The following is a 13001-nucleotide window of genomic DNA, read 5'->3' as shown; positions in this document are numbered from 1 at the left end:
CGGTAGCCGGATGTGAACAGGCCGCTTGTCAGTTGTGTCGAGGACGTGAAAAGCTCTGTGCCCTGCCGCGAGGTTCCCCGCAACTCCTTTTCTCCTTTGGTGAGTTGCCCTCGCTCGTGGATGCAGGAGTCCCATGCCCGACCTGCCGACCCCCCAGGACGACACCGAGACCGCGCTGTTCTCGGAGTGCTGGGACGCGGTGCTCTCGTACGCGGACCTGTGCACCGCAGGGTCCCTGACGGCCCATCAGCTGGCGACCGAGGCGTTCACGCTCGGCATGCGCGAGGTCCGCGCCGCCGCGAGCACCCATGTGCGCGGCGCGGGCCGCCGTACGGCGCGGCTGCCGGTGATCCCGGCGCTGCTCACCGCCGTACGCACCACCGCCGCCGCCTGGGAGGCCGACGGGCAGGGCCACAAGCTCGACCCGGAGCTGCGGCTGTGGCTCAACTCCGGGAGCGCCGCCCGGTTCTCGGGGCCGCCGCTGCAGCGCCCGGTCGCGCTGCGCGGCCTGAGGGACATGCAGGAGGCGGACGCCGCCCTGCTCTGGCTGGCCGAGGTGGAGGCGCTGCCGCTGCCCGCCGTGGCCCGCCGGCTCGGCCTGGAACCGGCCACCGTCGCCGACGAACTCGACCAGGTCCGCACCCTGTTCCGGGACCGCTGCCACCGCGCCCACCTCGACTCGCCGATGGACGCGCAGTGCCGCAGCTACGCCCGGCTGCTGGACGCGGTCACCCGCTCGCCCGCCGCGGAGACCCCCGGCGACCTCTCCCGGCATCTCGCCACCTGTGTGCAGTGCGCCGAGGCCGCCGCCTGTCTGCGGCTGCACGGCGGCGGACTGCCCGCCGCGCTGGCCGGCGGAGTGATCGGCTGGGGCGGCCTCGCCTACCTGGAGCGGCGCCGCCGCGCCACCGAGGTCCGGCTCGGCGCGGGCCGCCCGGGCGGCGCCGAGCCCGGCGACCACGAGGACGGCGCGGGCCGCAGCCGTGTCCTGCGCGGCGGACTGCTCGCCGCCGCGGTGCTGCTCTCGGCGCTGGCGCTCGGGGTGTCGATGATGCCTTTCGGCGGCTCCGGCGACGGCACCGCCGCCGCCCAGGACGACCGGCAGCCAGTCGCCGACCCGGGCGTCTCCCGGGCCGCGCCGCGCCCCACCGCCACGGGCTCGCCCTCCGCCCCGTCCTCCGCGCCCCGCACCGAGGGCACGCCCGGCCGGAAGAAGCCCGGCCCCGAACCCCAGGGCACCTCCTCCGTCACCCGCCCCGCAGGCGCCCCGAGCGCCTCCGCCGCCACCCGGTCGGCCGGCTGCCGGGTCGCCTACGAGCTGGACAGCCAGTGGCCCGACGGCTTCCAGGCCACCGTCACCGTCACCACCGACCGGGCCCTGAGCGGCTGGGAGGTGGCCTGGACCTTCCGCGACGGCCAGCAGGTCGGCCAGATGTGGGACGCCACCGTCCACCAGAACGGCTCCCGCGTCACGGCCACCGCCGCCGACTACAACAAGACGGTCGCTGCCCACGGCACCCTGTCCTTCGGCTTCCTCGGCACCTGGACGGGCGCGAACCGGACCCCGCACGCCTTCGCCCTCAACGGCGCTTCCTGCACGCTGAGTTGAGACCTGCAGGGGGACCCGGCCGGGCCGTGCGGAAAATGCGTTGACGCACCGGCCCGTCCCCGGGCTACAGTTGCCCCGCACGCCGAGGTGGTGTGCGCCGCGCGAGCGAGAACGAGGAGGTGTCGACCGATGGCTGTCACTGTGCTGGGCGCTGCCCTCATCCAGGAACTCCTCAAGTCCACCTCCGTGGCCGCCGGCTGAACCGACCGCGCACCGTACGCGCCTGCCCGGGGCCACCCTTGTGAAGGGTCTCCCTTGACTTCCACCTCTGCTGTGTTCTCCGCACTGGCTTCTTACGGCTGGGACGAGGCCTGGGCCGACGCGTTCGCCCCGTACGCCGCCGACGGGCTGCTGCCCGGCCGGGTCGTCCGGGTCGACCGCGGACAGTGCGACGTCGTCACCGCGGACGGAGTCGTCCGCGCCGACACCGAGTTCGTCGTGCCCCGCGATCCGATGAAGGTCGTGTGCACGGGGGACTGGGTCGCCGTCGACCCCGACGGCGACCCGCGCTACGTGCGCGCGTACCTGCCGCGCCGTACCGCGTTCGTCCGCTCCACCTCCTCCCAGCGGTCCGAGGGGCAGATCCTCGCCGCCAACATCGACCACGCCGTCGTCGCGGTGTCCCTCGCCGTGGAACTCGACCTCGGCCGCGTCGAACGCTTCCTCGCCCTCGCCTGGGAGTCCGGCGCGCAGCCCGTCGTCGTCCTCTCCAAGGCCGACCTCGTGCCGGACCCGGTCACCCTGGCCCACCTCGTGCAGGACGTGGAGACCAGCGCGCCCGGCGTGCCCGTCCTCACCGTCAGCGCCCTGCACGGCGACGGACTCGACGTGCTCGTCGCGCTTGTCGGTTCCGGTACGAGCGTGCTGCTCGGCCAGTCCGGCGCGGGCAAGTCCACCCTCGCCAACGCGCTCGTCGGCGCGGACGTCATGGACGTGCAGGCGGCCCGGGACGTCGACGGCAAGGGACGGCACACCACGACCACCCGCAACCTGCTCGCCCTGCCCTCCGGCGGGGTGCTCATCGACACGCCAGGGCTGCGCGGTGTCGGTCTCTTCGACGCGGAGACCGGTGTCGGGCAGGTGTTCTCCGAGATCGAGGAGCTGGCCGCGGACTGCCGGTTCCACGACTGCGCGCACGAGACGGAGCCGGGGTGCGCGGTGCGGTCCGCCGTGGAGAGCGGGGAGCTTCCCGAGCGGCGGCTGGAGAGCTACCGGAAGCTGGTGCGGGAGAACCGGTGGATCGTGGCCAAGACGGACGCGCGGCTCCGGTCCGAGATCAAGAAGGACTGGAAGCGGAAGGGGGCGCAGGGGCGGGCGGCCATGGAGGCGAAGCGGGGGCGGTGGATGTAGGAATCCTCCGGCCGTGCCCGTCAGCTCCACGTCCGTTTTCCGCTAGCCCGTTGTCCGTCCCCACCGCACACTGGACCACGTGAAGGACGAGGACAGCAGGTACGAGGCGGTGCGGAGTCGGGACGGCCGGTTCGACGGGGTGTTCTTCTTCGCCGTCGAAACCACCGGCATCTACTGCCGGCCCAGCTGCCCGGCGGTCACGCCGAAACGGTGCAACGTGCGGTTCTTCGCGACGGCCGCCGCCGCGCAGGGCTCCGGGTTCCGGGCCTGCCGGCGGTGCCGGCCGGACGCCGTGCCGGGGTCGGCGGAGTGGAACGTCCGCGCGGACGTCGTCGGCCGGGCCATGCGGCTGATCGCCGACGGCGTCGTGGACCGCGACGGCGTCGCCGGGCTCGCCGCGCGGCTCGGCTACAGCGCCCGGCAGGTGCAGCGGCAGCTCACCGCCGAGCTGGGCGCCGGACCGGTGGCGCTGGCCCGGGCCCAGCGGGCGCACACCGCCCGTGTGCTGCTGCAGACCACCGACCTGCCGGTCACCGAGATCGCGTTCGCGGCCGGGTTCGCCAGCGTGCGGCAGTTCAACGACACCATCCGGGAGGTGTACGCCGCGACACCCACCGAGGTACGGGCCGCCGCCCCGCGGGGCCGGTCCGCCCGCCGGTCCGCCGCCGGCACGGGCATCCCGCTGCGCCTCGCGCACCGCGGCCCCTACCAGGCCGCCGCCGTCTTCGACCAGCTCGCCCGGGAGGCCGTACCCGGCGTCGAAGAGGTGACCGGCGCCCCCGGCGCCCGCACCTACCGGCGCACCCTGCGGCTGCCGTACGGCACCGCCCTCGCCGCCGTCCACGAACGCGCCCGCACCCCGCGGACCGGCACCGGCACCCGTCCGGGCGGCTGGCTCGACGCCCGGCTCCAGCTCACCGACCCCCGGGACCTCACCACGGCCGTGCAGCGGCTGCGCCGGCTGTTCGACCTGGACGCCGACCCGTACGCCGTCGACGAGCGGCTCGGCGCCGATCCCCGGCTCGCCCCGCTGGTCGCCGCCCGGCCCGGGCTGCGCTCGCCCGGCGCCGTGGACCCGCTGGAGCCCGCCGTACGCGCCCTGGTCGGCATCCACGGCGCCGAGGAGCTGGTGCGCCGGTACGGCAAGGTGCTCGACGCGCCCCACGGCGGTCTCACCCACCTCTTCCCGGAGCCCGCCGTCCTCGCCGAGGCCGAGCCCGCCGGCCCGCTGGGCGCGCTCGCCGCCGCCCTCGCCGACGGCACCGTACGGCTGGACGCGGGCGCCGACCGGCACGACGCCGAGGAGGCCCTGCTCGCCCTGCCCGGGATGGACCCGGCGACCGTCGCCACCGTGCGCGTCCGCGCCCTCGGCGATCCCGACGTCGCCCCGCCCGGCGCCGGCCTTCCCGACGGCTGGCGGCCCTGGCGGTCGTACGCCGTCCAGCACCTGCGCGTGGCGGGCGAGCAGATCCCATGACCGCCGAGCCGACGACCGCCGAGCCGCCGACCACCCGTCCGCCGACCACCCATCCGAGGAAGGCCGGTCCCATGACCACCCAGCCGCTCACCCCCGTCTACTGCACCCACCTGGACGCCCCCGTCGGGCGGCTGCTGCTCACCGCGGACGCCGACGGTGCGCTCACCTCGTTGTCCGTGCCCGGGCAGAAGGGCGGGCGGACCGTCCAGGACGACTGGCGGTACGACCCGGGGCCGTTCCGCGCCGCCGCCGAGCAGCTCACCGCCTACTTCGCCGGCGACCTGAAGGAGTTCCGGCTGCCGCTCCGGGCGACCGGCACCGCGTTCCGGCAGCGGGTGTGGGCCGCGCTGGACGAGGTGCCGTACGGCGCCACCGTCACCTACGGGGAGATCGCGGCCCGGATCGGGGCGCCCCGCGCGGCCGTTCGCGCCGTCGGCGGGGCGATCGGCGCCAACCCCCTGCTGATCCTGCGGCCTTGTCACCGGGTGATCGGCGCGAACGGGTCGATGACCGGGTACGCGGGGGGACTTGAGCGGAAGGTCCGGCTGCTCACCCTGGAGGGCGCCCTCGCCTGACGGGCCGCCCCCCGCTGCCCCGTGTTGCGCCGAGTGGGTGGATGGCCCTCGATGCTCCGGCGGCCCGGCCCGGCCGTGTGGCACCGTCGGCTGCGACGGGCCACGGGGAAGGGCGGGCAGACATGGGCAGGATCGTTCGGGTCCTCGCGCTCCTCTTCCCGGCGCTGCTGCCGGGACTGACGGCACCGGCCGTCGCCGAGCCGGCCCCGCTGCCCTGGGCCGGCAGCTGGGAGACCGCCCCCTCCGGAACCGCGGCCGCGCTGCCCGGCGCCGCCGTCCGCAACGTCGTCCACCTGAGCGTCGGCGGCGTCGCCGTCCGGGTCCGGCTGAGCAACCGGCTCGGCACCAGCCCACTGCACCTCGGCGCGGTCACCGTCGCGCTGCGGGCGGCCGGCCCCGCCGCCGTACCCGGCACGCTGCGCACCGCCACCTTCCAGGGCGCCCCGGAGGTGACCGTCCCGCCGGGCGCGGACACGGTCACCGATCCGGTGCCGCTGCCCGTACGGGCCGGGGCGGACCTGCTCGTCACCGTGTACACGCCGGACGACTCCGGGCCCGCGACCTACCACCGCACCGCCCTGCAGACCAGCTACCTGGCCCGGCCCGGCGCCGGCCGGGCCGCCGACGAGGACGGCGGCGCGTACCCGGCGACCACCAGCCGCTGGTACTACGTCACGGGGGTCGACGTCCGCGGGATCGCCGCCGGCAGTGTCGTCGCGTTCGGGGACTCGCTCACCGACGGCAACGGCTCCAGCCCCGACACCAACCGCCGCTGGCCCGACCGGCTCGCCCGGCGTCTGTCCCGGCACCGGCTCGGCGTGCTGAACGCGGGCCTCGCCGGCAACCGCCTGCTGCGCGACGGCACCGGACCGAGCGCCCTGGCCCGCCTGGAGGCCGACGCCCTGGACCGGGCCGGGGCGCGGGTGCTGGTCGTCTTCGAGGGCATCAACGACATCAAGGGCGTCCCGCGGGCCGGCGACGCCGCCGCCTTCGCGGAGGCCTACCGCACCGTGGTGGCCCGCGCCCACGCCCGCGGCATCCGGGTCGTCGGCGTCACTCTCACCCCGTACCGCGGCTACCCGGCGTGGACCGCCGCCGGCGAGGCGGTACGGCAGCGGGTGAACGCCCTCATCCGCACCGGCGGCATCTTCGACGCGGTCGCCGACGCCGACGCCGCCGTCCGGGACCCGGCCGACCCCCAGCGCATGCTGCCCGCCTACGACCCCGGCGACCACCTGCACTTCGACGACGCCGGCATGGCCGTCGTGGCCGACACCGTCCACCACGCCCTGACCCGCCGGCAGCTCCGCTCCGCCCTGCCGGGCCACCTCCACGTCACCGTGCCGGCCGGCCCCGCAGCACCGCTCCCGGGCTCGGCGGGCAGGTGAACGGCTCCGCCGGGGACCGCGAGCCGGCCGGGCCCCGGTCAGGGAGCGTCGTCCCGGGTCACCCAGCCCCTTTCCCTGGCGTGCCAGCCGAGTTGGAGGCGGGTGGTCACGCCGGCCAGCTTCATCAGGCGGCGCACCCGGCGCTGGACGGTGCGCAGGCCCAGGTCGAGCTGTTTGGCGACGCTCGCGTCGGTCAGGCCGGCCAGCAGCAGGGAGAGGACCTCCAGGTCGGTGGCGTCGGTCGCGAGCGCACGCAGGGGATGCGGGGCCGGGGCACCTCGGACGTCGCCGGGCGGTCCTCCCGTGGGGGGTGGGGCCGCCCGGCGGCCACCAGCCGTCACTCGTGCCCGGCGGCCACCAGCCGTCACTCGTACGGCAGTTCACCTCCTCACTCGACCCGCCGGTCGACGCGCCCGATGCGCCGGATTTTCCTGATGCCCCGTTTTCATCCGGCCCCTGCGGTGGACAATTAGGGGCATGAACCAGCAGGGGGGAAGACCCGCCCGTCACGAGGACGACTGGTGGGGGCAGCTGTACGACGACTCCACCCAGGACACGGGTCCCACGGCAGTGCCCGATTCCCTGGACGACCGCTTCGCCTCGGCGCGGAACGCGGTGGCGGGGCGTCCCACGGACACCCTGGACCCGGGGCCGGAGGAACGGGCACCGGAGGAACGGGCACCGGCGGAACCGGCACCGCCCGAGTCGTCACCCCCCGAACCGACGCCCCCGGAACCCTCCCCCGCGCCATCGCCCCCCGAGACCGCGGCCGTGCCGCCGCAGCGGACCGCGCCGGATCCCGTGCCGGAGCCGGCCCCCGCCGCCGAGCCCGCCCCCGCCGGGAGCGCACAGCCCGGCACCCCCGCACCCCCCGCCCCCTCCCTCGACTACGTCGGCTCCGGTCCGCCCACCTACGACCCCGAGCCCACCGCGCTGCCCCTCTCCGACCCGGACGGGCTCGGGGAGCTGGTCTCGGACACTGTGCTGGACGGCGCCCGGTACGGGACGTGCACGCTACGGGCCGTGTCGCTGCGCGGGGACTCGGCCCGCTACCGGGGCGAGCCGCGCCGGGACTCACTGCTCACCGCGCGGTTCGGGGCCGGTGAACAGGCGCTGGTGCTCGTCGCGCTGGCGACCGGCGCGCGGGGCGTCCCGGGCGCGCACCTGGCGGCGGCCGAGGCGTGCCGGTGGATCGGGCGGGCCGTGGGCCGCAGCCACCAGCGGCTGGTGGAGGACATGCGGGCGGCCCGGCGCGGCGACCTGAAGTCCGGTCTGCACCGGCTCACCGACCGCGCCTTCGGCCGACTCCGGGCGAGCGCCGCCGAACAGGGCCTGGACCCCGAGGAGCACACGGCGAGCCTGCGCTGCCTGCTGCTGCCGGCCGACCCGGACTGCCGTACCCGCGTCTTCTTCGGCGTCGGCGACGGCGGGCTGTTCCGGCTGCGGGACGGCGCCTGGCAGGACATCGAGCCGCGCACGGAGCCCGACGGCGGCACCGGCGCCCCCGTCGTCGGTTTCGGCTCCCCGCCGGAGCGCACCCCGGAGGGCGACCGGCTGACCATGGACCTCGGCATCCCCGCCCCGCCGAGCCCGTTCGAGCCCGCCCGGGAACCGGCCCCGCAGCCGCCCCGCGAACCGTTCCGGTTCCGGGCCTCGGTAGCCCGGCCGGGTGACGCGCTGGTGATGTGCTCGACGGGCCTGGCCGACCCGCTGCGCGGCGAGCCCGCCCTCTGCGCCTACCTGGCCCGTCGCTGGTCCGGCCGTACCCCGCCGGGCCTCGCCGCCTTCCTCGCCGACGCCCAGGTACGGGTGAAGGGCTACGCCGACGACCGTACGGCGGCCGTTGTGTGGGAGGCGTGACGGCGGCCCCTGTGACTCCATGCGAGGCATGGGCGGACAGAATGTGGCCGAGCAGTTCGTCGACATCCTCGTCCGCGCCGGGGTGCGCCGGCTGTACGGCGTCGTCCAAGGACGCCTTCCGGCACGAGGGGCCGGCTCTGGTGGACGTCCTCACCGACCCCCACACCGGGTTCGCGTTGTCCGCCTCCAGCATCGTGCTGGACGGCGGGGCCGGCCGGATGCTTCGGATGGCCCCCTCCAACCTGCGCAACGTGCCGCGGCCGTAGGGGAGTGATTTCGGCCAGTTTCACGGGACGTGACGGCGTGACGGCAGCCGGTGCCGGAGGCGTCCGGACCGCTGTCGCGGGGCGTCCGTGGCGTCCAGCGGCGCCCGGGGAGCCCGAGGCAGGGTCGAGGTGCCGTCAGGTGGCCGGCCGGGGCTGGGTGCGGACATGGCCGAACCGCCGGTCATCGGGCATGCCCCAGGACTGGCCCGGAGCCCGCTGGGCAAGCATCCCCCGTGAACGTGTTCGACCAGGAGGGGCAGGGACCGGCGGCGTGCGGGCGGGGGTCATGAAGAGGCAGGCACGAGGGGGCGGTCCCTTGACCGTAGGGGCCTTCTCGGCGACTACGGAGGAAGAGACCGACACCATCACGGAGCACGCGCGCCGGCTGAGGCGCAGGCTGGGCCGGGCGGACCTCAGGGCGGTACCGGAGGCCCGCCGGGCGCTGCGCGAACTGCTGCGGCACTGGGGGAAACCGGGCCGCTCGGAGATCGCCGAACTGCTCACCAGCGAACTCGTCACCAACGCGCTCGTCCACACCGACGACGACGCCGTCCTCACGGCTGTCGTGGAGGACGGCGGACTGCGCGTGGAGGTACGGGACTTCGTGGCCCGCAGGCCCGAGCCGAGCGCTTCCAGCTCGGACGACGACACCCACGGCCGGGGCCTGCTGCTCGTACAGTCCCTCGCCGACGCCTGGGGCGTACGACCGCACGGGGTGGGCAAGTCGGTCTGGTTCGAACTCGACGCCGAGGCGGCCTGAGAAGAAGCCGAGGCAGCCTGCTCGACGACACCGCGTCCACGGGACGAGCGGCGCGAACCCGGGCGGGCCGGCTGGCGTGGACGGGAACGGGGCCGACGGCGCGGACCGGGCACGAAGAGTGGCGCGGCCCCTGACGGGGAGAGCGGCGCGGCCGGGAAGGCAACAGCGGCGCGGCCTCCGCAAGGGAAGAGCGGCGCGGAGCCGGGCGGGACGGGCGGCGCGGAGCCGGGCGGGATGGGCGGCGCGGACCCTGACGGAGAGAGTGGCGTGGCCGGGGTCCAGGGCGAGCGGCGCGAACCCGGGCGGGCCGGCTGGCGTGGACGGGAACGGGGACGGGGCCGATGGTGCGGACCCGGGGCGGAGAGTGGCGTGGCCCCGCCGGGAAGAGTGGCGCGGACGGGGATCAGGGCGAGCGGAGCGGAGCCGGAGGGGATGCGTGGCGTGGACGGGAACGGGGCGGGGGCGGGACCCTTGTGGTCGCGTCCCCGCCCCGTTCCCGCGGGGGGCGGGGGTCAGCCGAACTGCTGCTCCAGGTCCTTGAGCTTGCGCTCCAGGGAGTCCAGGCGCGGCAGGGCCATGGTGTCGTCCTCCGCGGTGAGGTCGACTGACACCGGTTCAGCCCCGGTGCGAACCGGCTGAAGGGAGGGCCGAGCGCGGACGGGCAGCTGCTCCGCGGTCGATATGGCAGGCTCCGCAGTTGCCGGCGCCGGCCCACGCTCCACCTGGACCTCGACCTCCCGGCCGGCCCCCCGGCCGGCGAAGCCGCGGTGACCCCGGCTGATCGCCTTCAGCTGGGCGCGCTCCACGCGCTGCTGGTCCCGCCGCCGCTGCCGGGTCTCCTCCTTCTGCCGCTTGTCCTCGCGGACCTCCTCGACGGCCTCGTCGAGGCTGCGCACGCCTTCCAGGAGCATCAGCGACCAGGCCTTGTAGGTCTCGCGGGGAGCCCGTACCCAGCGCACGATCCGGATCTGCGGCAGCGGACGCGGTACCAGGCCCTGCTCGCGCAGCGCGGCCCGGCGGGTCTGCTTCAGCGCGCGGTCGAACAGCACGGCGGCCGACAGCGACATGCCGGAGAAGAACTGCGGCGCACCGGCGTGCCCCGCGCCGCGCGGCGCGTGCACCCAGTTGAACCAGGCCGCGGCGGCCGCGAACATCCAGACGAGTATCCGGGAACCGAGGGCCGCGTCACCGTGGCTGGCCTCGCGCACCGCGAGCACGGAGCAGAACATCGCCGCGCCGTCCAGGCCGAACGGCACCAGGTACTGCCAGCCGTCGGTCAGCCCGAGGTTCTGTTCGCCGAAGCCGACGAGGCCGTGGAAGGACAGGGCCGCCGCCACCGCCGCACAGCAGAACAGGAGCACGTAGGAGGCGGTGCCGTAGATGGCCTCCTTGCGTCTGCGGCGCTCCTCGCTGCGCTCCCAGGAGTCGTCCGCGCTCGCGTTCTCCCCGGAGGAGCGCTTGCCGCGCGCGAGCACCGCCACCGCCGCCAGCATGCCCAGGAGCAGTACGGCGCCCGGAAGCAACCAGTTCAGCGATATGTCGGTCAGTCTCATCAGGGGTCCCTTGCATTGGGATAGGGCGTAACGCCCGCCATAGTGGCCCACTCCCGAGGGCCCTCAGGGGGTTTCGGGGCAAGAGGCCGCCAAGAAGGCGCAAGGGGACGCCCAGGGCGGCGTTCCGCTCGAACTGCCGTGTGAGAGGCGTGAGTTGACTTCAAATAGGACTACCCGTACGGGTGGTTCCCCGGAAAGTTCCCGCGACGGCTGAGGAAGTTGTGCATCCCTCTCAAAGAGCTGGTCCGGGGCGGGAGGTCCGGTGGCGGTGACCCTGGTGGACGGGCGGCCGTGCGCCTGACCCGATAATCCGTCAGCCAGCCGCGGAACGCGTCGCGTTGGCGATCCGCTCGCGGTCGCAGGTGCGCGGGCAGGTGGCGCAGGTGTCCTCCGGGCGGACGGTGTAGAACATGCAGCAGCTCGCCCCGTTCCGGGTGTGCAGCGGCGCGCCGTCCGGCCCGGCCGGCGTCCGGAACCCGGCCGAACCGGCGTACGGCAGGGTCGCCCCCGGCAGCAGCAGCTCCAGCTCCCGCACGGCCCGCGCCGCCTCCCGCTCACCGAGCAGCCGGGCGACGTACCACAGCCCCTCCGCGACCTCGTCGGTCGCCATGCCCCACAGCGCGCGCCCGCGCCGCCGCATCCGCGGCCCGAAGGCGGCGAGCAACGGCTCCAGGCGCTCGGCCACGGCCGCCCGCACCTCGGCCCGCAGCGCCTCCCCGTCGGCGACGACGACCGTGCCGGGCAGCGCGGCGGCCGGGTCGCCCGGCAGACAGGCCACGGAGACGGGGCGGCGTAGGGCCATCCGGCCGGCGGTGCGGTCGTACGAGACGTGGGTCACGGGCAGCCGGGGCACCCGGCGGTACAGGAACCACGGGACGGTGATCAGCAGGCAGGCGGCCCAGGCGTAGCGGTGCAGACCGAAGCTCGCGACGACGTCCGGGCGGGCCGGGCGGCCGTGGTCCCCCACCACCTGGGCCGCGTCCCAGGCCGGGAACGCGTCCAGCTCCGCGCCGCCCGCCGCGAGCCCGGCGGCGGCCGTCCAGCCCGCGCCCGCGGGTGCCTCCTCGTCCGGGCTCAGCTCGGTCACGGTCAGCCCCGTAAGGGCCGCGGCGAGGCGGTCGTACGCGGCGGTGAGCGGCGTGGCCGCAGCGGGCACGGCGGAACCACCCTCCTCGGACGCGTCCGCGAGCGCGGACCGGGCCGTAAGGTAAGCCTTACCTTATCCGGGGTTGTCGGAGTTTGAACTGCCGCCCGCTGCGCCTAAGGTGCTTGACGGACAAGCGACAACCCGTCGTTAATGACCCCAAGTACCGACAAGCCGCCAGGAGGACCCGTGAAGCAGGGCGTGCAGGGCTCCGCGGGCACGCCGGCCGCCGCCCGGGTGCCGGCGCAGCAGCGCCCGGCCGCCGACTGCGCACCGGGCCGGGAACGGGACGCCGCGGTGCCGGGTGCGGCGCGGGGCGAGCACACCCACGGTGAGCGGCCGGTGCCCGGGCCGCGGGCCGCGGTGCAGCGGTCCTCGGTGCGCGGGCAGATCCTGGACGCGCTGCGCACGGCGCTGGTCACCGGTGAGCTGAAGCCGGGCGAGGTCTACTCGGCGCCGGTGCTCGGCGAACGGTTCGGCGTCTCGGCCACGCCCGTGCGGGAGGCCATGCAGCAGCTCGCGCTGGAGGGAGCCGTCGAGGTCGTGCCCAACCGCGGCTTCCGGGTGGTCGAGCGCGGGGCGCGGGAGCTGGCCGAGCTGGCGGAGGTGCGCGCGCTCATCGAGGTGCCGGTGATGCTGCGGCTGGCCCGTACGGTGCCGGCCGAGCGGTGGGCCGAGCTGCGGCCGCTCGCGCAGGAGACGGTACGCGCGGCGGCCTCCGGCTGCCCGGCGACGTACGCGGAGTCCGACCGGGCCTTCCACCGCGCGCTGCTCGCCCTCTCCGGCAACGAGCAGCTGGTGCGGATCGCCGAGGACCTCCACCGCCGCTCCCAGTGGCCGCCGGCACGGCGCGGGAGGGCCGAGCTGCTCGCCGACGCGGCGGAACACATGGCTCTGCTGGACGCGTTGGCCGCCGGGGACGTGGATGCGGTGCGGGGGCTGGCGGGGGAGCATTTCGCGGGCGCGAGCTGAGCCGTCACGGCTCGGCGCCGCGGGAGTGCGGGGCGTCTCCCGGGTGC

General features: G+C 75.7%; 11 protein-coding genes and 1 pseudogene. 9 read left to right on the top strand and 3 right to left on the bottom strand.

The genetic code is table 11. From position 1 onward, the window contains the following. Positions 1-133: 133 nt before the first annotated feature. The 5 genes from ACIP4Y_RS09590 (at position 134) to ACIP4Y_RS09570 (ending at position 6399) form a co-directional block, all read left to right on the top strand. Complete coding sequence (locus tag ACIP4Y_RS09590) at positions 134-1609, top strand: cellulose binding domain-containing protein (protein WP_401390021.1); 1476 nt, start codon at positions 134-136, stop codon at positions 1607-1609. A gap of 255 nt (positions 1610-1864) precedes the next feature. After that, positions 1865-2959 (top strand): ribosome small subunit-dependent GTPase A, encoded by a 1095-nt coding sequence (gene rsgA / locus ACIP4Y_RS09585; protein WP_401390018.1) that lies wholly within the window; start codon positions 1865-1867, stop codon positions 2957-2959. A 79-nt stretch (positions 2960-3038) separates the two neighbouring features. Continuing rightward, entirely contained in the window at positions 3039-4436 is a 1398-nt protein-coding gene (locus ACIP4Y_RS09580; protein WP_401390015.1) for a DNA-3-methyladenine glycosylase 2 family protein, read from the top strand. A 71-nt stretch (positions 4437-4507) separates the two neighbouring features. Then, a complete protein-coding gene (locus ACIP4Y_RS09575) occupies positions 4508-5011 on the top strand; it encodes a methylated-DNA--[protein]-cysteine S-methyltransferase (RefSeq protein ID WP_401390671.1) in 504 nt (167 codons plus the stop codon). A gap of 122 nt (positions 5012-5133) precedes the next feature. After that, on the top strand, positions 5134-6399 hold the full coding sequence (locus ACIP4Y_RS09570) for a GDSL-type esterase/lipase family protein (RefSeq protein ID WP_401390012.1): 1266 nt from the start codon (positions 5134-5136) through the stop codon (positions 6397-6399). A gap of 38 nt (positions 6400-6437) precedes the next feature. Here ACIP4Y_RS09570 and ACIP4Y_RS09565 read toward each other — a convergent pair. Then, a pseudogene (locus ACIP4Y_RS09565) lies at positions 6438-6722 on the bottom strand (helix-turn-helix transcriptional regulator); the annotation flags it as partial. A gap of 154 nt (positions 6723-6876) precedes the next feature. Between ACIP4Y_RS09565 and ACIP4Y_RS09560 the strand changes: the two are divergent. The 3 genes from ACIP4Y_RS09560 to ACIP4Y_RS09550 all read left to right on the top strand — a co-directional run bounded on the left by ACIP4Y_RS09560 (position 6877) and on the right by ACIP4Y_RS09550 (position 9285). Then, the gene (locus tag ACIP4Y_RS09560) at positions 6877-8259 is read left to right on the top strand and encodes a protein phosphatase 2C domain-containing protein (RefSeq protein ID WP_401390009.1); all 1383 of its coding nucleotides are present in this window, start codon (positions 6877-6879) and stop codon (positions 8257-8259) included. Between the two features lie 140 nt (positions 8260-8399). After that, entirely contained in the window at positions 8400-8525 is a 126-nt protein-coding gene (locus tag ACIP4Y_RS09555; RefSeq protein ID WP_401390690.1) for a hypothetical protein, read from the top strand. Positions 8526-8841: 316 nt separating this feature from the next. Then, positions 8842-9285, top strand: a complete 444-nt coding sequence (locus tag ACIP4Y_RS09550) for an ATP-binding protein (RefSeq protein WP_401390006.1) — start codon at positions 8842-8844, stop codon at positions 9283-9285. A 512-nt stretch (positions 9286-9797) separates the two neighbouring features. Here the strand turns inward: ACIP4Y_RS09550 and ACIP4Y_RS09545 are convergent. Both ACIP4Y_RS09545 and ACIP4Y_RS09540 read right to left on the bottom strand, forming a co-directional pair. Beyond that, the gene (locus tag ACIP4Y_RS09545) at positions 9798-10838 is read right to left on the bottom strand and encodes a DUF2637 domain-containing protein (RefSeq protein ID WP_358641233.1); all 1041 of its coding nucleotides are present in this window, start codon (positions 10836-10838) and stop codon (positions 9798-9800) included. Between the two features lie 313 nt (positions 10839-11151). After that, positions 11152-11994 (bottom strand): (2Fe-2S)-binding protein, encoded by an 843-nt coding sequence (locus ACIP4Y_RS09540; RefSeq protein ID WP_401390003.1) that lies wholly within the window; start codon positions 11992-11994, stop codon positions 11152-11154. Between the two features lie 177 nt (positions 11995-12171). Here ACIP4Y_RS09540 and ACIP4Y_RS09535 point away from each other — a divergent pair, with 177 nt between their 5' ends. Then, positions 12172-12954, top strand: coding sequence for a GntR family transcriptional regulator (locus ACIP4Y_RS09535; RefSeq protein ID WP_401390000.1), 783 nt, complete (start codon positions 12172-12174; stop codon positions 12952-12954). Positions 12955-13001 lie beyond the last annotated feature (47 nt).

It is taken from the genome of Streptomyces sp. NPDC088810, from assembly GCF_044750305.1.
Taxonomy (GTDB): domain Bacteria; phylum Actinomycetota; class Actinomycetes; order Streptomycetales; family Streptomycetaceae; genus Streptomyces.
Note: the sequence above shows the minus strand (reverse complement) of the source record. Positions and strands in the feature narration are given on the sequence as shown.

Coding starts and splice junctions, on each gene's coding strand:
- ACIP4Y_RS09590 (WP_401390021.1), top strand. CDS start 134: ATGCCCGACCTGCCGACCCCCCAGGACGACACCGAGACCGCGCTGTTC.
- ACIP4Y_RS09575 (WP_401390671.1), top strand. CDS start 4,508: ATGACCACCCAGCCGCTCACCCCCGTCTACTGCACCCACCTGGACGCC.
- ACIP4Y_RS09570 (WP_401390012.1), top strand. CDS start 5,134: ATGGGCAGGATCGTTCGGGTCCTCGCGCTCCTCTTCCCGGCGCTGCTG.
- ACIP4Y_RS09560 (WP_401390009.1), top strand. CDS start 6,877: ATGAACCAGCAGGGGGGAAGACCCGCCCGTCACGAGGACGACTGGTGG.
- ACIP4Y_RS09545 (WP_358641233.1), bottom strand. CDS start 10,838: ATGAGACTGACCGACATATCGCTGAACTGGTTGCTTCCGGGCGCCGTA.